Below are 18,977 nucleotides of genomic sequence, written 5' to 3' on the forward strand. Positions count from 1 at the left end.
GCCGGAAGCAGAGGGGCGTGACCACGGGGGCGGAGCCCCGGGGTCACGCCCCTGCCGGTGTGCCGTGCCGTCCGGCTACTGCGCCGACGCGGTCAGGTCGCCGCGGCGTGGGGCCGCGAAGGACTCGAGGCCGGCGCGGGTCAGGCCGGTGCGCTCGGCGACCTCGTCGGAGTCGAGGGCACCGCAGTCCAGGCCGCGCAGCAGGTATCCGCTGAGCGCCTTGGCGGTGGCGGGCTCGTCCATGACGTCGCCGCCGACGCGGCTGACGTAGCGGGCGAGGCGGGCCGCCGCCTGCTCGAAGCCCTCGCGGTAGAAGGCGAACACGGCCGCGTACCGCGTGGGGATGTGGCCGGGGTGCATGTCCCAGCCCTGGTAGTAGGCGCGGGCCAGGGCACGGCGGGTGAGGCCGAAGTGCAGCCGCCAGGCGTCGTGCACCTTCTCGGCCGGGCCGACCGGCAGGACGTTGGTGGAGCCGTCCGAGACGCGTACCCCCGTGCCCGCGGCGGCGACCTGCATCACGGCCTTGGCGTAGTCGGCGGCCGGGTGGTCGCTGGCCTGGTAGGCGGCGGAGACACCGAGGCAGGCGCTGTAGTCGAAGGTGCCGTAGTGCAGTCCGGTGGCGCGGCCCTCGGCGGCCTGGATCATCCGGGCGACCGTGGCGGTGCCGTCGGCGGCGAGGATGGACTGGCTGGTCTCGATCTGGATTTCGAAGCCGAGGCGTCCGGGCGCCAGCCCGTGGGCCTTCTCGAAGGCCTCCAGCAGCCGGGCCATGGCGGTGACCTGCTCGGGATAGGTCACCTTCGGCAGGGTCAGGACCAGCCCGCCGGGCAGGCCCCCGGCCTCCATCAGGCCGGTGAGAAAGATGTCGAGGGTGCGGATGCCCCGGTCGCGGACCGCCGCCTCGAAGCACTTCATGCGGATGCCCATGTACGGGGCCGCCGTCCCGTTCCGGTACGCCTCGGCGACCAGCCCGGCCGCGCGGGCGGCCGCCTCGTCCTCCTCCGCGTCGGGCCGGGGGCCGTACCCGTCCTCGAAGTCGATCCGCAGATCCTCGATCGGCTCCCGCTCCAGCTTGGCGCGGACGCGGTCGTACACGGGAGCGGCCAGTTCGTCGCTCAGGCCGAGGACGGCGGCGAAGGAGGCCGCGTCCGGGGCGTGCTCGTCGAGCGCGGCGAGCGCCCGGTCGCCCCAGGAGCGGATGGTGCCGGCCTCGAAGACGTCGCCGGGCACGTAGACGGTGTGCACGGGCTGGCGGGTGCCGGGGTCGCCCGGGTAGAGACGCTCCAGTTCGGCGTCGACCGGCGCGAGGGAGGCGCTGATCTCCTCGCTGACGGCGCCCGCGAGGCTCGTCGCCACGTTCTCCTGCTGGCCCTGACCCATCCCACACCCTCCTGTTTTCCGCTTTCCGGAATCCATAATCCGCAGTACGAAGTTATCCGCGGATCTTCCCGTGGGTCAACACCGTCTTTCTTCCGCGCGACCGCCCACGCCTCTCATCTCATCCTGGCGCGCGAGAGGACGGGATCACCCGCCGGGCCGAGCGGGGTTGCGGCCAGGACGAGCCGAGGCCCCCGCGTCCCACCCGGAGAGGGCAGGGCACGGGGGCCTCGGTCGTACGCCGGAGGATCAGCCCTTGCGGGTCTTGATCTCCTCGGTGAGCTGCGGGACGACCTCGAACAGGTCGCCGACGACGCCGTAGTCGACCAGGTCGAAGATCGGGGCCTCGGGGTCCTTGTTGACCGCGACAATCGTCTTCGAGGTCTGCATGCCGGCGCGGTGCTGGATCGCACCGGAGATTCCGTTGGCGATGTAGAGCTGCGGGGACACGGACTTGCCGGTCTGGCCGACCTGGCTGGTGTGCGGGTACCAGCCGGCGTCGACGGCGGCACGCGAGGCACCCACGGCCGCGCCGAGGGAGTCGGCGAGCGCCTCGATGACCGCGAAGTTCTCCGCGCCGTTCACGCCACGGCCGCCGGAGACCACGATCGCGGCCTCGGTCAGCTCGGGGCGGCCCGTCGACTCACGCGGCGTCCGGCCGGTGATCTTCGTGCCGGTCGCCTGGTCCGAGAACGTCACGCTGAGCGCCTCGACCGCACCGGCGGCCGGGGCGGCCTCCACGGCGGCGCTGTTGGGCTTGACGGTGATGACCGCGATGCCCTTGGAGACACGGGACTTGGTGCTGTACGAGGCGGCGAACACCGACTGGGTGGCCACCGGGCCCTCGTCGCCGGGCTCCAGGTCGACGGCGTCGGTGATGATGCCCGAACCGATGCGCAGCGCCAGACGCGCGGCGATCTCCTTGCCCTCGGTGGAGGACGGCACCAGCACGGCGGCCGGCGAGACGGCCTCGACGGCGGCCTGCAGGGCGTCCACCTTGGGCACGACCAGGTAGTCGGTGTACTCGGGCGCGTCGTGGGTGAGGACCCGCACGGCGCCGTGCTCGGCGAGCGTCGCGGCGGTGTCCGCGGCACCCGCGCCGAGCGCGACGGCGACCGGCTCGCCGATGCGGCGGGCCAGGGTCAGCAGCTCCAGGGTCGGCTTGCGGACGGCACCGCCTGCGTGGTCGACGTAGACGAGGACTTCAGCCATGGGACTTCTTCTCTCCTGCTTGCGAAGTGTGAGGAACGGTCAGCGGAACCAGCGGGCTCAGATGAACTTCTGGCTCGCGAGGAACTCGGCGAGCTGCTTGCCGCCCTCGCCCTCGTCCTTGACGATCGTGCCCGCGGTGCGGGCCGGACGCTCCGTCACGGAGTCCACGGCCGTCCAGGCACCCTCCAGACCGACCTCCTCCTCGTCGATGTCCAGGTCGGACAGATCCCAGGACTGAACCGGCTTCTTCTTGGCCGCCATGATGCCCTTGAAGGACGGGTAACGGGCCTCGCCCGACTGGTCGGTGACGGACACCACCGCGGGCAGCGACGCCTCCAGCTGCTCCGAGGCCGCGTCCCCGTCCCGGCGGCCCTTCACCGTGCCGTCCTCGACCGACACCTCCGACAGCAGCGTCACCTGGGGGACACCCAGACGCTCGGCGAGCAGCGCCGGGACCACGCCCATGGAGCCGTCGGTGGAGGCCATGCCCGAGATCACCAGGTCGTAGCCGGCCTTCTCGATCGCCTTGGCCAGCACCAGCGAAGTACCGATGGCGTCCGTGCCGTGCAGGTCGTCGTCCTCGACGTGGACCGCCTTGTCGGCGCCCATCGACAGCGCCTTGCGCAGCGCGTCCTTGGCGTCCTCGGGACCCACCGTCAGAACGGTGACCTCGGCATCGTCGGCGTCCTCTGCGATCCGCAGCGCCTGCTCGACCGCGTACTCGTCCAGCTCGGAGAGCAGACCGTCCACGTCGTCCCGGTCGACGGTCAGGTCATCGGCGAAGTGCCGGTCGCCAGTGGCGTCGGGCACGTACTTCACAGTGACAACGATCCTCAAGCTCACGCCGGCTCTCCTACTGCATCGTCTTCTCTGGGCTGCCTTCCTAGGCAGCATAGGCGCCTGAAGCGGCCGATCCCGGTCAGGGCGACCAGGCGCTCCGAGCGGAATATTACTCGTCAGTACACCCAGTTCATGCCCGCTGAGCAAGCGCTTTGAACTGTGACCTTCGCAACGCAGCGTAACCGGAACCCGACGGCTTCGCAGGAGAGGGGTGAGGTGATCAATCACGCAGCGCGCTGAAGCGGCCCTGGTGGTAGAGAAGCGGACGACCGGCGCCCGCGGGATCTCCCAGGACGACCTCGGCCAGCACGATCCGGTGGTCCCCGGCCGGCACCCGTGTGACGACACGGCACACCAGCCAGGCGAGCACGCCGTCGAGAACGGGGACGCCCTCGGGACCCTCGCGCCACGCCGTCGGCGCGCCGAAGCGGTCGGCGCCGCTGCGCGCGAAGGTGGCGGCCAGTTCCTCCTGGTGCTCACCGAGTATGTGGACGCCGACATGGTCGGTCGCGGCGATGGCCGGCCAGCTGGAACCGCCGGTGCCGATACCGAAGGAGAGCATCGGCGGCTCGGCGGAGACGGAGGTGAGGGACGTGGCGGTGAAGCCGACCGGACCGGCGTCGCCCCGGGCGGTGATCACCGCGACGCCCGCCGCGTGCCGCCGGAAGACGGAGCGCAGCAGTTGTGGGGAGGCGAACTGGACGGTGCCGGAGGCACCCAGGTCGGACGTGGCCGTCATGGAGCCGTCCTTCTGCTGGTCGGACGAGCGGGATCCGCGGCTGCTCAACAGTCCGGACGGCGCGCGCTCGTGGGGCGGGCTGGGTCGACGCGGGGCCGCCCGAGAAGAAGGAGTTCCGAGGGCATGCGGTCAGGCTCACGATAGTTGGCGTGCACAGTCAAGTACGCCCCGGGATCCACGAGCCCTCCCGCCGCCGCGGTCAGAGGCCTCACCACCCCGGACGGCGACCTCACAACGCCTCCCCCAGGGCCGCGATGACGTCCGCCTTGCGCGGCTGCCCGGCCGCCCGCCGCACCACGCGGCCGTCCGCGTCGAGGACGAGCACGGTCGGCGTCCTGAGGATCCCGAGCGCGCGCACGAGGTCGAGCCGGGCCTCGGCGTCGACCTCGACGTGCGCCACCCCGGGGACCAGGCCGGCCACCTCGCCGAGGATCCGCCGGGTCGCCCGGCAGGGTGCGCAGAACGCGCTGGAGAACTGCACCAGCGTGGCCCGCGCGCCGAGGTCCTCACCGAGTTCGGCCGACCCGAGCCGTCTGCCCTCGTCCCATCCCGGCACGCTTGTACTCCCGTTCTTCCGCCACGCTCTGCCACACTTTCGCGGACGCCCCCGCGTTCACCGGTACAGCGCGCCCGTTGGGACGGAGATTCCCGGGCGCCCGGGACAGGTTCCCGAAGGGGTTCCAAGGCCTGTGCTGCGGGTCCACGATGGGCCGTCGGGCGGAATCTGAGGGGTGACGTGACGAGGATCTCGCGTTGGACGGGCACGTGGGCTGGCTCCCGCGCCGTTCTTGGGGCACGATCTGCGACAGGCCGTAAACCTACGGCAGCGTAACTTCCGCCGGGAGCCCTTCCCTGGCAGAGAGAAGGGTCCGTCCCGCTCATGGCAGAGCTCGTCTACCGCCCCGTCATCGGTCTCGCCCGCACGATGTTCAAGGCGTGGGACCTCAAGATCGACTGCCAGGGGTCGGAGAACATTCCCACCACGGGCGGCGCCGTGCTGGTGAGCAATCACATCAGCTATCTGGACTTCGTCTTCAACGGGCTCGCGGCGCTCCCGCAGAAGCGCCTGGTGCGTTTCATGGCGAAGGAGTCGGTCTTCCGGCACCGGGTCTCCGGCCCCCTGATGCGCGGCATGAAGCACATCCCGGTGGACCGCGCCAACGGCGAGGCGGCGTACGCACACGCGCTGGACTCGCTGAGGTCCGGTGAGGTGGTCGGGGTGTTCCCGGAGGCCACGATCTCGCAGTCGTTCACGCTGAAGGCCTTCAAGTCGGGCGCGGCACGCCTCGCCCAGGAGGCGGGCGTCCCCATGGTCCCGATGGCCGTCTGGGGCACGCAGCGGCTGTGGACCAAGGGCCACCCGCGCAACTTCAAGCGCAGCCACATCCCGATCACGATCAGGGTGGGCGAGGCCATGGAGGCCTCCCGCGAGCTGTACGCGGGCGCCCTCACCCGCCGGGTGCGCGAGCGCGTCCAGGAGCTCCTTGAGGCCGCCCAGCGCGCCTACCCGGTCCGCCCCCGGTCCGCCGACGACACCTGGTGGATGCCCGCCCACCTCGGCGGCACGGCACCGACCCCGGACCAGCTCCGCACGGCCGGGGCGCACTGACCTCGCGGGCGGAGAAACTCAAGGCCTAGGCCGCGGGCGGTCGTACGGTGACCTCGGCGCCCGGGCTGAACTTTTCCAGCAGTTCGGCGAGTTCGGCCGCCGCCGCCTCGACCTCGGCGACCGGCATCGGGGCCAGGCTCTCCAGCAGGAAGATGCCCGACGCGGTCTGCTCGGTGAGGCGGGTGCGCGGGCCCTGGCGCCAGTTCCAGCGGCGGCAGGTCACGCCGGCCTCGTCGCACCACACCACCTCGCCCGCGTCCGGGTGTTCGACGGTCTCCTCGCCGCCCGCGACCGTGACGAAGTCCTCCTCGCCACTGGCACGCACGAGGCGCATCCCGCCCTCGATCAGGTCGAGGTCCTCGCCACCGACGGGGATGAGGTGGGCGACGCTGATGGCGTTGTAGAGGTCGACGAGCAGGTTGATGCGGGGCAGGCCGGCGCCGGTCAGCGCCCGCCGGGTCAGCGCCTCGGCCGAGTTGCGGGTGCGGGAGGGCTTGGAGCCGAACGCCGTGTACGTCTCGCGCCAGGCGGCCATGTGCGGGTCCTCGTGCGGGGCGCGTCCGTCCAGACGGGCCGCCAGCCGGCGTGCGGCGTCGTCGAGGAGTGCCGAGGAGCCTTCGGTGCTCGGTCCGCCGACCAGTCCGCGGGCCTCGACGGCCACGTGGGTGAAGCCGGGCACGAGTGCGCGTACCTCGTCGGACACGGTGAGCGTCAGTGCCATGTTCTCCCGCCTCGCGGTCAGAGTGCGGCCGGGAGCGTCTTCCACAGCCGCGGCCGGTCCGGAGCGGCCTTGAGGGCGGCCAGCACGGCCGGGTGCGGTTCAGCGTACAGCACCGGATAGTCCAGCTCGTTGGACTTGGGGTCCGGTACGAAGGCCAGACGCTCACCAGCGAGGGAGAAGCGGGCGTCGACGCCCGGCTTGTTGCCGCGCGGGTCCTGCCGGTGCCAGGCTCCGTCGAACCGGACGGCGACCAGTCCGTGCACCACGTGCCCGCCGCCGTCGTCGTCGCGCGTCAGCCGCTGGTAGCACAGCGCCGTCGGGATGTCCTCGGCCCGCAGCAGCGCCGCCAGGGCATGGACCTTGGCGTAGCAGATGCCAGTGCGCAGACGGAGGACGTCGGAGGCGCGCCAGGTGACGCGCGGGTCGCCCGCGTCCTGCGAGTGGGGGATGCCGTCGCGCACGAATTCGTACGCGGACCGCGCATAGGCATACGAGTCCGCCACCCCCTCGGCGAGCCGGGCGGCCGTTTCGCGGACCATCGGGTGCTCATGGTCGACCACCTCGTCGGCGGCCAAATAGGCAGACAGGTCGAGGGTGTTCTGGATCAGCTCCATGCCCGCAGAGCATAGGAATGCGACCACTCGACCGTCAATGACTTTTCGAGTGATCGCATAACTATGCAGATCGGATCTCTGGCCGATCCGACCGGGGTGCCGGCGCTAGCGCGCCATTTCCTCCTTCAGCGCGGCCACGAACGCGTCCACGTCGTCCTCGGTGGTGTCGAAGGCGCACATCCAGCGCACGACGCCCTCCGTCTCGTCCCAGAAGTAGAAGCGGAACCGCTTCTGCAGACGCTCGCTCACGTCGTGCGGGAGCTTGGCGAAGACCCCGTTGGCCTGGACCGGGTAGAGGACCTCCACCCCGTGCACGGCGCGCACGCCCTCCGCGAGCCGTTGCGCCATCTCGTTGGCGTGCCGGGCGTTGCGCAGCCACAGGTCCTTGGCGAGCAGCGCCTCCAACTGCACCGACACGAAACGCATCTTGGAGGCGAGCTGCATGCTCATCTTGCGGATGTGCTTCATCTGGCGGACGGCGTCCTGGTTGAGGACGACGACCGCCTCGCCGAACATCGCGCCGTTCTTCGTCCCGCCCAGGGAGAGGATGTCGACGCCGACCGCGTTGGTGAACGTGCCCATCGGCACGTTCAGCGAGGCGGCCGCGTTGGCGATGCGGGAGCCGTCCAGGTGCACCTTCATGCCCCGCGCGTGCGCGTGCTCGCAGATGGCGCGGATCTCCTCGGGCGTGTAGAGGGTGCCGAGTTCGGTGCTCTGGGTGATCGAGACGGCCTGCGGCATCGCCCGGTGCTCGTCCTCCCAGCCGAACGCCTGGCGGTCGATCAGCTCGGGGGTGAGCTTGCCGTCGGGCGTGGGCACGGTGAGCAGCTTCAGGCCGGCCATGCGCTCGGGGGCGCCGCCCTCGTCGACGTTGACGTGCGCGCTCTCCGCGCATATCACCGCGCCCCAGCGGTCGGTGACCGCCTGGAGCGCCACGACGTTGGCGCCGGTCCCGTTGAACACCGGGAACGCCTCCGCCGTGGCGCCGAAGTGGTCGCGGACGATCCGCTGGAGGTTCTCCGTGTAGTCGTCCTCGCCGTACGCGACCTGATGCCCGTCGTTGGCCATGGCCAGGGCGGCGAGCACCTCCGGGTGGACCCCGGCGTAGTTGTCGCTGGCGAACCCGCGGACGTGGGGGTCGTGGTGGCGACGCGCGTCGGTCCTGGGAGGGTTCACGGCTTCTCGGTGAGCCACAGACGTTTTCCGTTCACTTCCGCGGCGGGCTTGCTCCACACGTCGACGATGGCCTCGGCCAGGTCCTTGACGTCCGTGAAACCCGCGAACTTCGCGTTGGGCCGGTCGGCGCGCATCGCGTCGTGCACCAACGCCTTCACCACCAGGATCGCAGCCGCGGACGTCGGCCCTTCGGCGCCCTCGGCCTTTCCCGCCTTGCGGAAATAATCGGCCATGGCCAGCGTCCACGCCTCGGAGGCGGCCTTGGCGGCGGAGTAGGCCGCGTTGCCCGCGGTGGGCTTGCTGGCGCCGGCCGCGCTGATCAGGACGTACCGGCCGCGCTCGCTGCGCTGAAGCGCCTCATGGAAGGCCAGCGAGGTGTGCTGCACGGTGCGGATGAGCAGCAGCTCCAGGAAGTCCCAGTCGTCCAGGACGGTCTTGGTGAAGGTCTCGCTGCCGCGCCAGCCGCCCACGAGGTGGACCAGGCCGTCGACCCGGCCGAAGTCCTTCTCGACGTGCGCGGCCCAGTCACGGGTGGACTGAAGGTCGAGCAGGTCGACGGTGTCCCCGGTGACGCTGGCACCGCCGGAGCCGTACCGGGCGGCGTCCACGGCCTGCGAGAGCCGCTCCGGGTCGTTGTCCGCGCCGACGACGGTCGCCCCCGCCTCGGCGAGCCTGAGCAGCGCCGCCCGACCGGCCGGCCCGCCCGCGCCGGCCACCGCGATCACCGCACCGCTGAGAGCCCCGTTCCCCGCCATGTTCCTCGCCTCCTGCACAGTGTTCTCAGTCTCGCGGCCGCTCACGCGGCGGCCCGCTCGGCGCTGTCCGCCGCGACGCTCCTGGCGGAAGTAATGTGCCTGTGTCCTTCAGTTTTCACTTCTTCCTCCACCGAAACGTCGCTCGCGCCGTAAATCTTCATGCACGGCAGAGTCTATCCACCACCCCCTGGGGCCCCTCATACGGGGCGATCTTGCCCAGGGCCGGTGCGTACACACCCTCGAAGCGCGCCCGCTTCCCCAGCCCGGCCTCATGCCCCCCTGCCAGGATGCCTTCGCCCTGCCCCCACTGCTCGCCGAAGCCGGACGTCACGGCAGCGCGTCCCGGAGATGCCGTCGGTCGAGGCGCGGGGCCCGTTCGGGAGTGATCCGCACGCCGCGTGGAGGGCACCGCCCACCGCGAAGGCTGCCAGGGCGGCAGCCCAGGCGGCCTGCTGCATCGGCCACGCCCACACCGTGACCCCGCGGCCACGCGCTCCGCCGGAGGCCAGGTACACCGCGCCGACGTAGCCGAAGGCAGGCAGCCGGCTCAGCCGGGCGCCGAGCAGTACGGCCGCGGCAGCCGTGACGCCCGTGCAACCCAGGGTGTTGCGGATCATGGTCGGTGGGCCGTAGGAGAGCGCGTCCCCGAGCACGGCCGTCGGCAGCGGCGCCGCCGCGACCGCGGTGAGACCCAGCAGATGGGCCAGGCGCCATGGCCACCAGGGACGTACGGCCGTGCGGTGCAGTTCGTCGGACGCCGAGTGCAGGCTCGCAGCGATCACAGAGGCTGCCAGGAGCGGGGCCGACGCCACAATCGGCACGCGGCGGCCCGGGTCCAGACAGGCGTCCAGGGGAGGGCGCGGGAGCAGCCGCCCGATCACATGGCCCGCCACCGCACAGGCCGCCAGGGCCACCGCGTCCGCCGGCAGCAGGGCCAGATGCGCCCGGCCCCCGGGCGTAGGGCCAGGTGGCGGGCAGCGCCAGGGCCACCGCGACCGCGTACCCGACCAATGCCCAGAACGCGACCGGCAGGGCCGACGCCAGGAACCGGGCGAGCGGGGCGCGAACGGCCGCCCTCCACAGCTCCTCGGTCCCGCGCCGGCGCTCCCGCCCGCCCTGCCGGCAGCCTGCGCCCGCCGCGAGGGGCGCCACGATCAGCAGACATGAGGAAAGGCCCCCACCGTGCAGTGGGGGCCACTTCCTGGCCGGTTCCCGGGCTCGGGGCCTCAGGCGGCTCCGACGATCCCCTTCGTGGAGGCGATCACGTTCTTCAGCTTCTTGGACAGGGCCTCGAAGAACATGCTGAGCGGGAACTCGTCCGGGAGGACGTCGTCCACGAGCTTGCGCGGGGGCTGGGTCAGGTCCAGGGCGTCGGGACCCTTCGCCCACTTGGAGCCCGGGTGCGGGGCGAGGTAGGTGGAGACCAGCTCGTAGCCGGCGAACCAGTGGACCAGCTTGGGGCGGTCGATGCCGTCGCGGTAGAGCTTCTCGATCTCGCCGCACAGCTGGTTGGTGACCTGCGGGGCGCGCTCCCAGTCGATGCTGAGCTTGTTGTCGGTCCAGCGCACCACGTCGTGCTTGTGGAGGTAGGCGAAGAGCAGCTGACCGCCGAGGCCGTCGTAGTTGCGTACGCGCTCGCCGGTGACCGGGAAGCGGAACATGCGGTCGAACAGCACCGCGTACTGCACGTCACGGGCCTGCGCGACACCGTCGGCCTGGAGCTTCACGGCCTCCTTGAAGGCGGTCAGGTCGCAGCGCAGCTCCTCCAGGCCGTACATCCAGAACGGCTGGCGCTGCTTGATCATGAACGGGTCGAAGGGCAGGTCACCGTGGCTGTGGGTGCGGTCGTGGACCATGTCCCACAGCACGAAGGCCTCCTCGCAGCGCTTCTGGTCGAGGACCATGGCGGCGATGTCCTCGGGCAGTTCGAGGCTCAGCAGGTCGACGGCGGCGGCGGTGACCCGGCGGAAGCGGGCGGCCTCGCGGTCGCAGAAGATGCCACCCCAGGAGAACCGTTCCGGCGCCTCGCGCACGGCGATGGTCTCCGGGAAGAGGACGGCGGAGTTGGTGTCGTAGCCGCCCGTGAAGTCCTCGAAGGTGATGCCGCAGAACAGCGGGTTGTCGTAGCGGGTGCGCTCCAGTTCGGCCAGCCAGTCCGGCCAGACCATGCGCAGCACGACCGCCTCCAGGTTGCGGTCCGGGTTGCCGTTCTGCGTGTACATGGGGAAGACGACCAGGTGCTGGAGGCCGTCCGCGCGGTTCGCGGCGGGCTGGAAGGCCAGCAGCGAGTCCAGGAAGTCCGGCACCTCGAAGCCGCCCTCGGCCCAGCGGCGCAGGTCGCGCACGAGCGCCTCGTGGTAGGCGGCGTCGTGCGGCAGCAGCGGGGACAGCTCCTCGACGGCGTCGGTCACACGGCGTACGGCGGCGTCGGCGTCCGCGCGCCCGGGGGCGCCCTCGGCCGTGAAGTCGATCGAGCCGTCCTTCGACTGCCATGGCCGGATTCGCTCCACGGCATCCTTGAGCACGGGCCACGCCGGGTGCTCAACCACCCTGGCCACCGGAGGAACCTTCTCCTCCGCACCCACCTGCACAAGAATTTCCGTCATGTCTCATCCTCCACGGGACAACCTCGCGTAAGGAGACGGTATACATACAGGGTTTCTCCCAGCAAGGGGACCCTCGGGAAATAATTCTGCACACAGCCATGGTCACCGGCTATTTTCCTGCCGTACACCCGGACGGGGCCAGACCCGGTGGCCCGGTCGAGTGACAGACGCCACGTCGACCCGAGAGCGTTTTCCGGCCGCGGGCGGCCGTGCGACGGCCGCACAGCCCGGCGGTCAATGTGCGGACGACTCGCCCACGCCGGAGTGACCGTCGTGGCGGATACGGCCCCCTTCCTGCGGGCCGTCACCCCACTGCGCCGTGTACGCGGGGGTCCAACCCGCGTGTGGGCCATTAGGCTGCGGCACTACCGCGCGGACGACGAGGTCCGTCCGCTTCGCGCCGCGCCGAGCCGCCGTCGACGGAAGCGAGTTGAACCTTGAACTTCCTTACCATCGGTCACCGCGGAGTCATGGGCGTCGAGCCCGAGAACACCCTCCGTTCCTTCGTCGCCGCCCAGCAGGCCGGTCTGGACGTCATCGAACTCGATCTGCACCTGAGCAAGGACGGCGCCCTCGTCGTCATGCACGACGACGAGGTGGACCGCACCACCGACGGCAGCGGCGCGATCGCCGACAAGACGCTCGCCGAGCTGCGCTCCCTGGACGCCGGCCGCGGCGAGCGGATTCCGGTCTTCGAGGAGGTCCTCGACGCGGTGCGGACGCCGCTCCAGGCCGAGATCAAGGACGTGGCCGCGGCCCGGGCGCTGGCCGGGGTGCTGCACGAGCGTGACCTGGTCTCCCGGGTCGAGGTGTCCTCGTTCCACGACGAGGCGATCACCGAGATCGCCCGGCTGGTGCCGGGGGTGCGCACCGCGCTCGTGGCCAGCCGCTACGGCGCCGGCGTCGTCGAGCGCGCCACCGCCGCCGGCGCCGCGACCGTCTGCCTGAACATCCGCCGGCTCACCCTGGAGATCGTCGAGCAGGCGCGCGAGGCGGATCTGCGGATCATCGGCTGGGTCGTGAACACCCTGGACCACCTGCGTCTGGTCCGCGCCCTGGAGCTGGACGGGGCGACCACCGACTACCCGGAGATCAAGCTCACCGGCCGCTTCACCGCCTGACCCCCTGCACGCACCTCCGGCTCATGTCACTGGCCGAGTCCCTTGACCAGCAGCTCGAACTCCAGGTCGTCGCGCTGCGGAACGCCGAAGCGCTCGTCGCCGTACGGGAAGGGGGACGTCTTTCCCGTACGGCGGTAGCCGCGGCGCTCGTACCAGGCGATCAGGTCCTCGCGTACGGAGATCACGGTCATGTGCATCTCCCTGACGCCCCACTCCTGTCGGGCCCGGCGCTCGGCCTCCGCGATGACCACCTTGCCCAGGCCCGCGCCCTGCAACGTGGGACTGACCGCGAACATGCCGAAGTAGGCGTGGTCCCCCTTGTGCTCGAGCTGGCAGCAGGCGACCACGCTGCCGTCCCGCTCCACCGTCAGCAGCCGGCTGCCGGGCGACTTGATCACCTCCAGCACGCCCTCGGGGTCGGTGCGCTGTCCCTGGAGGATGTCCGCCTCGGTGGTCCAGCCGGCCCGGCTGGAGTCCCCGCGGTACGCCGACTCGATCAGGCGCACCAGCGTGTCGACATCGGTGTCGCGGGCGTCGCGGAAGGTCAGTCCACCGGCGGCGGTCGTCATGGGCGTGCCTTTCGGTTCGGGCGCTGTCGGGAGGCGGCGAGCGTCATCCTGCCACTACTGCCGGGGCACCAGTGCTGTGGCCGGAAAGGTTCGCCGGGAAGCTCGCGGCGTCCGGTGCGGTACATCGCAAGGCGGAGCATCGCCCGCGTACTGGATGTACTTGGGTGATGCGACAACGCGGCGAGGAGCCGTGCCGGGCGTCGCGAGCGGTGAACCTTTCCGGTCGCAGCACTAGCCTCGGGAGGCATGGTGCACGTACTCAGCAGTCGGACACTGGTCCGGCCCGCGGACCCCGAACGCTCCCGTGTCTTCTACGGCGAGCGGCTGGGCCTCGCCGTCCACCGCGAGTTCGGCACGGGGCCGGAGCGCGGCACCGTCTACTTCCTCGGTGGCGGTTTCCTGGAGCTCTCCGGGCGCTCCGACGACCCGCCGTCCCCCTCCCTGCGGCTGTGGCTCCAGGTCGAGGACGTGGCGGCGGCCCACGAGGAGCTGCGTGCGAAGGGCGTGGAGATCACGCGGGAGCCGGTGCGCGAGCCGTGGGGCCTGATCGAGATGTGGATCGCCGATCCGGACGGCACGCCCATCGTCCTCGTCGAGGTGCCGGCCGGGCATCCGCTGCGGTACCGGCCGGGAATCTGAGCCGGATCCGGGGCGCGGGCCGACGCGGGCGGGCCGGGCGCCTCCCACTGGCCCGCGTCGGCGGCCGGAGCTAGCGTGCTGGTGGGTGGGAACGAGCTTCCCGGAGGAAAGCCATGGAGTTCGACAAGCCTGTGGTCGGCGGACCCTGCTGGGCGGAGCTGGGCACCAGCGATCTGGATGCGTCCACGCGGTTCTACACGGAGGTCTTCGGCTGGCGCATGCGCCGCGATCCCCGGCTGGTCTCGGGTGACTACACCCTCGCTCACCTGGGGGACGCGCCGGTCGCGGCAATCACACCCCTGTACCAGAAGTCGCAGCCGGTCGCGTGGAACGTCTCGTTCGCCGTAGCGGATGCGGACGCCACGGCGAACAAGGTGGTGGAGGCCGGCGGGACAGTGATCCACGGCCCGCGCGACATCTACGACGAGGGCCGCTTCACCGTGGCCCTGGACCCGTCGGGCGCGGCCTTCCAGATGTGGGAGCCGCGGGAGTTCTCCGGTGCCGGGGTGTTCAACCGGCCCGGCTCGCTGGGCTGGGTGGAACTCGTCACCCGCAACCCCAAGCGGGCCAGGGACTTCTACACGAGCGTGTTCGGCTGGAGCGTCAACGCCTCGGAGTGGTACACACAGTGGGGTCTGCACGGCGAGGACTTCGGCGGCGTGACGGCGATGCACGACCGCTTCCCGGCCGATGTGCCGCCGCACTGGCTGCCGTACTTCGCGGTCGAGGACGTCGAGGTGAGCACGGACGTCGCGGTGCGGGCCGGTGCCAAGGCCCTGCTGGAGCCCACGGCGCTCGCGGACGGGCCCCACATCGCGGTGCTGCGGGACCCCCAGGGCGCGACCTTCGGCGTCTACCAGTCCGCCCGGGAGAGCTGACGTGGAGCGAAGGCCGGCTCAGAGACGCAGGGCGCCCGGGCGTCCCTCAAGCCGGCCGAGGAGCTCGCCGAGGAGCGAGGCGAGCCCGTCCCGTTCCTGACTGGCCAGGCCGGACAGGACGGCCCGTTCGTAGGCGAGCTGTTCCGGCAGGATGCCGTCGACGAGGTCGCGTCCGGCGTCCGTGAGGCGGACGTGGGCGACCCGGCGGTCGCGGGTGTCGCCGCGGCGCTCCACCAGGCCGCGCTCGGTGAGCTGCTTGAGGCGTTTCGTGACGGCGGCCCCCGAGGAGAAGGTCTCGCGGGTCAGTTCGCTCGGGGTGAGCTCGTCCCCGGTCCGCCGCAGTGCCCCGAGCAGGTCGAACTCGGGCCGGCTGAGCCCCGCCCGGCGCAGGGGCGCGTCCTCGGCCTGCTGGAGGAGGGCGGCGCAGCGGTTGATCCGGCCGATGACCTCCATCGGCGCGGTGTCCAGGTCGGGGTGGACGGCCCGCCACTGGCGGACCACGCCCGCGACGGTGTCGTCGCCCGGCCCGGTCTCCGCGGGGCGGGTCCGCTCGTGCGCCGCGTCCCCGGTCGCCGCCTCCCCGTGGGCCGGCCCTCCGTGCCTCGCCGTCATGGCCGTACGTCCTCCGTCGTCTCGCCCGTGCTCGCCGGGGCGTGCGCGCCCTGGCGTCGTATCGTCGCGGCGAGCGTACGGTGTGCGGACTGCTCGGTGAGCACGACCCGCTCCTCGGGCAGGGCGCGTTGCCACCACTCGCCGGACGCGGCGTCGGCGGTGGCGCGCAGATCGACCAGCGTGGCGGCCAGGCTCCGGCGGGCGGACTCCAGGGCGGCGGGCGCGGGCCGCTCCTCGGCGAGCAGGCGGCCGGCCCGTTCGCGGGCCCGGTCGACGGCGGCCAGGGCGTGCTCGATGCGGTCGCCGGCCCGGCGGTTGGTGACGGCGACGGCGGCCACGAAGCCGACCAACGCGCCGACGACGGTGTCCACGGCCCGCTCGGTGATCAGCTCGCCCGGCTCGTGGTACCCGGCGAACTCGACGACGAGCAGTGCCAGCGGGGTCACGCAGATGCTGCCGAGCCAGTAGTTGCGGCCCATCAGCGCCTCGGCGCCGAAGTTGAAGGCCATGCAGAGCAGGACGAGGGCCAGGTCGCTGGCGTGCGCGAGCGGGGCGACGGCGGCGAAGACGAGGACGCCGACGAGGTTGCCGACGACTCGCTGGATGCTCCGCTTCCAGGTCAGGGTCATGTTGGCCTGGTACAGGGAGGCGGCGGTGACCAGGGCCCAGTAGGGGCGGCCGATGCCGAGCGCGAGGGAGGCGTAGCCGGCGAGGGCGCAGCCCAGCGCGGTGCGCACCACGATCGGGGTCAGCGGGCCGAGCAGGGTCCACCAGGGCCGGTGCGGGGCGGCGGTCTCGGCGTCCACGCCAAGCAGTTCGTCGGTGTCCGCCGCGGTCTCGCCGGCCTCGGGGACCGGACCGGTCCCGCACAGCTGGCGGGCCCAGGCGCGCAGCCGCTCGGGGTCCGCGTCCGCGGGGGCGGCGAGCGCGACCTCGGCGCGTACGACGAGCCGTTCCAGGGCGCGGCGGGGAGCGGTGCGGGCGCCGGTGGACAACAGCGTCCGCCAGGCCGCGTGGACGGCGGCGGCCGCGGCGGCGCGGGTGCGGGCGTGGCCGTCGACGGCGCCGGCGGTGGCGGCGTGGGCGGCGGCCGCGTTCAGCGCCTGCGCGGTGGCGCGGCGCTCCGGGCCGTGCGGGCGCAGCAGTCCGGGTGCCATGCCGACCAGCCAGGCCCAGGCCGCCGCGGCGAGGGCCAGCGCCAGGTGGGCGGGGATCTGCCCGAGGGTCTGCGGGGCGAACAGGGAGGCGGAGCTGATGAAGGTGAGGACGACGTTGCCGGGCGGTCCGATGCGGGTGGCGTCGCACAGCGCCTTCTGCACGGCGGCCATCAGGGCGCCGACGGTGACGAGGACGACCGGGTCGGCGGTGAGCGAGGCGGTGACCAGGGCGACGGCGAGGCCGCCGATCATGCCGACGACCACCCAGGCCAGGGCGCGGGCCCGGGCGGCGTAGGGGCGGTTGTGCGCGTACAGGGCGCACAGCGAGCCCGCCATCGTGTACATGGCGAGGTCGAGCCGGCCGAGGACGAGCAGGGTGAGGGTCGGCAGGGCGACGGAGACGACGGCGCTCAGGGCGGGCTTGAACCAGATGTCCGAGGGGCGGCCGAGCCGCAGCACGCCGGTGAGTGGAAGATGCCGGGCGATCCGGTTCAGGGGGGTGGGGGGCACACTGCTCATATCGACAACCTTAGCAGGTGTTTTACTTGTAAAGCATATTCCCGGATGGCCGCCGGCCGCTCATGACGTGCTGTGCTTCCCCGAACGCGCCCCGTATACCTCCTTGCGCTCGTGTGCGCACCGCGCGCGCCGGGCATCGCTTGACCGACCGGCCGTCCGGCGGCGGCCGCGATCCGTCGAACGGGGAGGTGGGGGGTGCACGGATCGGCTTCGCCCAGCTGGCTGCTGGTCGCGCTGTGCGCGGCGACCGGGGCGTACTGCCTGCTGCGGATGCGCAGCAGCGTCGAGGAGCAGCGCCGTGCCGCGGGCGGTGAGGCGTTCATGGGCTTCGGCATGGCGGCCATGGCCGTCCCGGCGGCGGTGTTCACGCCACCGGCGTGGGCCTGGTCGGCCTACGGGGCACTCTTCGGCGTGACCGCGCTGCGCGCGCTGTGGTCGGCGCGGACGAGCCCGCACCATCGGCACCATCTGGTGGGCACGGTGGCCATGGTCTACATGTCCGTGGTGATGGCCGTCTCGCCCGGCTCCCACCACCACGGCGGGGCGGGAGTCCCACCGCTCACCGGCGCGCTGCTGCTGTACTTCGCCGGATACGTCCTGCTGTCCGGCGTCCGGCTGGTCCCCGCCGGGGCGGCGACCGTCAGCGGCACGCCCGGCGGCACGGCATGGGGCGACCGACCGGAGCTGGCCCGTGCGTGCCGGCTGTCGATGGGGATAGCGATGGTGGCGATGCTGCTGACCATTTGACTGTTCCTCTCCCTGAAGAGGAGGGGATTCCTGCTCAGGCCGCCTCCTGGAGACCGGCACCACGGTGCCGTGGCCTGCGTCACTTCGCCGCGGAGCCGTGCCCCCGGGCTGTCGGCCGCTCATAAAGTGGCTCGCATGATGGTCCCCGCGGTCCTGCTGCTGCTCGGTGCCCTGACCGCCGTCGCCGCCCCCCGACTGCTCGCCCGGGCCGACTGGCCGGACCGTGAACCGGTGCTCGCGCTGTGGGTGTGGCAGTGCGTGGTCGCCGCGGTCCTGCTGTGCTGCGCGCTGTCGATGACGCTCAGCGCGGCCGCCGCCTGGCAGGCGGTGCGCGGCCATCTGTTCGCCCCGGCCCCGCGTTCCGTGGTGGAGGCCTACGCGCTCGGCACGGCCGCCGCCTGGGCACCGACGACCGCGGTGGCGCTCGCGTGCGGCGGGGCGTGGAGTGCGGCGATGCTGCTGCGCGAGGTGGTGCGGGCCCGGGCTCGACGCCGGCTGCGACGCGCTGAACTCCTCGTGCGCGCCCCGCTGTTGCCCGGCGAGGAACCCGGCTCCGACCGGCTCGTGGTGCTGGAGGGCGAGCGGCCGGACGCCTGGTGGCTGCCCGGCCCGTCCCCCCAACTGGTCATCACCACGGCCGCGTTGCGCCGGCTCAGCGGACGGCAGCTGGACGCCGTCCTCGCGCACGAGCAGGGCCACGCGCGGGCCCGGCACGACTGGCTGCTGCACTGTTCCGGCGCGCTCGCCGGCGGCTTTCCCCAGGTGCCGGTGTTCGCCGCGTTCCGCGACGAGATGCACCGTCTGGTCGAACTCGCCGCCGACGACATGGCCTCACGCCGCTTCGGCCGTCTGACGACCGCCCTCGCCCTGGTGCAACTCAACGAGCACCGCGGTGTGTTCGGCCCCTGCCCGGCCGGCCAGGCGCACATCTCTCAGCGCGTGCACCGCCTCCTCACTCCCCCGAACCGCCTTCCGGCCGCCCGCCGGCTGCGCCTGACGGCCGTCGCCTCGCTCGTGCCGGTGATACCGGTCCTGGTGGCGGTGACACCCGGCTTGAGGGCACTGGGCTAGGAACAGTCCCTCCGA

General features: G+C 72.1%; 20 protein-coding genes. 6 read left to right on the forward strand and 14 right to left on the reverse strand.

Going from position 1 to position 18,977, the window contains the following annotated elements; translation table 11 throughout:
* Nucleotides 1–75: 75 nt before the first annotated feature.
* The 5 genes from OIE49_RS05335 to OIE49_RS05355 all read right to left on the reverse strand — a co-directional run bounded on the left by OIE49_RS05335 (nucleotide 76) and on the right by OIE49_RS05355 (nucleotide 4,724).
* Nucleotides 76–1,380, reverse strand: a complete 1,305-nt coding sequence (locus OIE49_RS05335; RefSeq protein ID WP_326801305.1) for a DUF6986 family protein — start codon at nucleotides 1,378–1,380, stop codon at nucleotides 76–78.
* A gap of 246 nt (nucleotides 1,381–1,626) precedes the next feature.
* The gene (locus OIE49_RS05340; protein WP_326801306.1) at nucleotides 1,627–2,589 is read right to left on the reverse strand and encodes an electron transfer flavoprotein subunit alpha/FixB family protein; all 963 of its coding nucleotides are present in this window, start codon (nucleotides 2,587–2,589) and stop codon (nucleotides 1,627–1,629) included.
* 57 nt (nucleotides 2,590–2,646) lie between these two features.
* Entirely contained in the window at nucleotides 2,647–3,432 is a 786-nt protein-coding gene (locus tag OIE49_RS05345; protein WP_326801307.1) for an electron transfer flavoprotein subunit beta/FixA family protein, read from the reverse strand.
* 217 nt (nucleotides 3,433–3,649) lie between these two features.
* Entirely contained in the window at nucleotides 3,650–4,168 is a 519-nt protein-coding gene (locus OIE49_RS05350; protein WP_100567500.1) for a flavin reductase family protein, read from the reverse strand.
* A 229-nt stretch (nucleotides 4,169–4,397) separates the two neighbouring features.
* Nucleotides 4,398–4,724, reverse strand: coding sequence for a TlpA family protein disulfide reductase (locus OIE49_RS05355; protein ID WP_326801308.1), 327 nt, complete (start codon nucleotides 4,722–4,724; stop codon nucleotides 4,398–4,400).
* Nucleotides 4,725–5,048: 324 nt separating this feature from the next.
* Between OIE49_RS05355 and OIE49_RS05360 the strand changes: the two genes are divergently transcribed.
* Nucleotides 5,049–5,777: a lysophospholipid acyltransferase family protein gene (locus tag OIE49_RS05360; RefSeq protein ID WP_326801309.1), complete on the forward strand. Its 729-nt coding sequence runs from the start codon at nucleotides 5,049–5,051 to the stop codon at nucleotides 5,775–5,777.
* A 25-nt stretch (nucleotides 5,778–5,802) separates the two neighbouring features.
* Here the strand turns inward: OIE49_RS05360 and OIE49_RS05365 are convergent, their stop codons facing one another.
* The 6 genes from OIE49_RS05365 to OIE49_RS05390 all read right to left on the reverse strand — a co-directional run bounded on the left by OIE49_RS05365 (nucleotide 5,803) and on the right by OIE49_RS05390 (nucleotide 11,649).
* Nucleotides 5,803–6,498, reverse strand: a complete 696-nt coding sequence (locus OIE49_RS05365) for a B3/B4 domain-containing protein (RefSeq protein WP_326801310.1) — start codon at nucleotides 6,496–6,498, stop codon at nucleotides 5,803–5,805.
* Between the two features lie 17 nt (nucleotides 6,499–6,515).
* Nucleotides 6,516–7,112 carry a transglutaminase-like domain-containing protein gene (locus tag OIE49_RS05370; RefSeq protein WP_326801311.1) on the reverse strand — a complete coding sequence of 199 codons (597 nt, stop codon included), beginning with the start codon at nucleotides 7,110–7,112 and terminating at the stop codon, nucleotides 6,516–6,518.
* Nucleotides 7,113–7,217: 105 nt separating this feature from the next.
* Complete coding sequence (locus OIE49_RS05375) at nucleotides 7,218–8,288, reverse strand: threonine aldolase family protein (RefSeq protein ID WP_326801312.1); 1,071 nt, start codon at nucleotides 8,286–8,288, stop codon at nucleotides 7,218–7,220.
* Nucleotides 8,285–9,043, reverse strand: coding sequence for an SDR family NAD(P)-dependent oxidoreductase (locus OIE49_RS05380; RefSeq protein ID WP_100567494.1), 759 nt, complete (start codon nucleotides 9,041–9,043; stop codon nucleotides 8,285–8,287). The genes OIE49_RS05375 and OIE49_RS05380 overlap by 4 nt, the downstream gene beginning before the upstream one ends.
* A gap of 269 nt (nucleotides 9,044–9,312) precedes the next feature.
* The gene (locus tag OIE49_RS05385; protein WP_326801313.1) at nucleotides 9,313–9,825 is read right to left on the reverse strand and encodes a hypothetical protein; all 513 of its coding nucleotides are present in this window, start codon (nucleotides 9,823–9,825) and stop codon (nucleotides 9,313–9,315) included.
* A 444-nt stretch (nucleotides 9,826–10,269) separates the two neighbouring features.
* Complete coding sequence (locus OIE49_RS05390; protein ID WP_326801314.1) at nucleotides 10,270–11,649, reverse strand: DUF6421 family protein; 1,380 nt, start codon at nucleotides 11,647–11,649, stop codon at nucleotides 10,270–10,272.
* Between the two features lie 437 nt (nucleotides 11,650–12,086).
* Here OIE49_RS05390 and OIE49_RS05395 point away from each other — a divergent pair, with 437 nt between their 5' ends.
* Nucleotides 12,087–12,770: a glycerophosphodiester phosphodiesterase gene (locus OIE49_RS05395; protein ID WP_100567491.1), complete on the forward strand. Its 684-nt coding sequence runs from the start codon at nucleotides 12,087–12,089 to the stop codon at nucleotides 12,768–12,770.
* Between the two features lie 26 nt (nucleotides 12,771–12,796).
* Here the strand turns inward: OIE49_RS05395 and OIE49_RS05400 are convergent, their stop codons facing one another.
* The gene (locus OIE49_RS05400) at nucleotides 12,797–13,339 is read right to left on the reverse strand and encodes a GNAT family N-acetyltransferase (protein ID WP_326801315.1); all 543 of its coding nucleotides are present in this window, start codon (nucleotides 13,337–13,339) and stop codon (nucleotides 12,797–12,799) included.
* A 246-nt stretch (nucleotides 13,340–13,585) separates the two neighbouring features.
* Between OIE49_RS05400 and OIE49_RS05405 the strand changes: the two genes are divergently transcribed.
* Both OIE49_RS05405 and OIE49_RS05410 read left to right on the forward strand, forming a co-directional pair.
* Entirely contained in the window at nucleotides 13,586–13,978 is a 393-nt protein-coding gene (locus OIE49_RS05405) for a VOC family protein (RefSeq protein WP_100567489.1), read from the forward strand.
* Between the two features lie 113 nt (nucleotides 13,979–14,091).
* On the forward strand, nucleotides 14,092–14,856 hold the full coding sequence (locus OIE49_RS05410) for a VOC family protein (protein WP_100567488.1): 765 nt from the start codon (nucleotides 14,092–14,094) through the stop codon (nucleotides 14,854–14,856).
* A gap of 18 nt (nucleotides 14,857–14,874) precedes the next feature.
* On the opposite strand, the gene OIE49_RS05415 is transcribed toward OIE49_RS05410, so the two are convergent.
* Both OIE49_RS05415 and OIE49_RS05420 read right to left on the reverse strand, forming a co-directional pair.
* Nucleotides 14,875–15,468 (reverse strand): MarR family winged helix-turn-helix transcriptional regulator, encoded by a 594-nt coding sequence (locus tag OIE49_RS05415; protein WP_326801316.1) that lies wholly within the window; start codon nucleotides 15,466–15,468, stop codon nucleotides 14,875–14,877.
* A complete protein-coding gene (locus OIE49_RS05420; protein WP_326801317.1) occupies nucleotides 15,465–17,144 on the reverse strand; it encodes an FUSC family protein in 1,680 nt (559 codons plus the stop codon). The genes OIE49_RS05415 and OIE49_RS05420 overlap by 4 nt, the downstream gene beginning before the upstream one ends.
* Nucleotides 17,145–17,339: 195 nt before the next feature.
* On the opposite strand from OIE49_RS05420, the gene OIE49_RS05425 reads away from it, so the two are divergent.
* Together OIE49_RS05425 and OIE49_RS05430 are read left to right on the forward strand one after the other, a co-directional pair.
* The gene (locus OIE49_RS05425; protein ID WP_326801318.1) at nucleotides 17,340–17,891 is read left to right on the forward strand and encodes a DUF5134 domain-containing protein; all 552 of its coding nucleotides are present in this window, start codon (nucleotides 17,340–17,342) and stop codon (nucleotides 17,889–17,891) included.
* A gap of 135 nt (nucleotides 17,892–18,026) precedes the next feature.
* Complete coding sequence (locus tag OIE49_RS05430) at nucleotides 18,027–18,962, forward strand: M56 family metallopeptidase (RefSeq protein ID WP_326801319.1); 936 nt, start codon at nucleotides 18,027–18,029, stop codon at nucleotides 18,960–18,962.
* Nucleotides 18,963–18,977 lie beyond the last annotated feature (15 nt).

Source organism: Streptomyces sp. NBC_01788, from assembly GCF_035917575.1.
Lineage (GTDB): Bacteria > Actinomycetota > Actinomycetes > Streptomycetales > Streptomycetaceae > Streptomyces.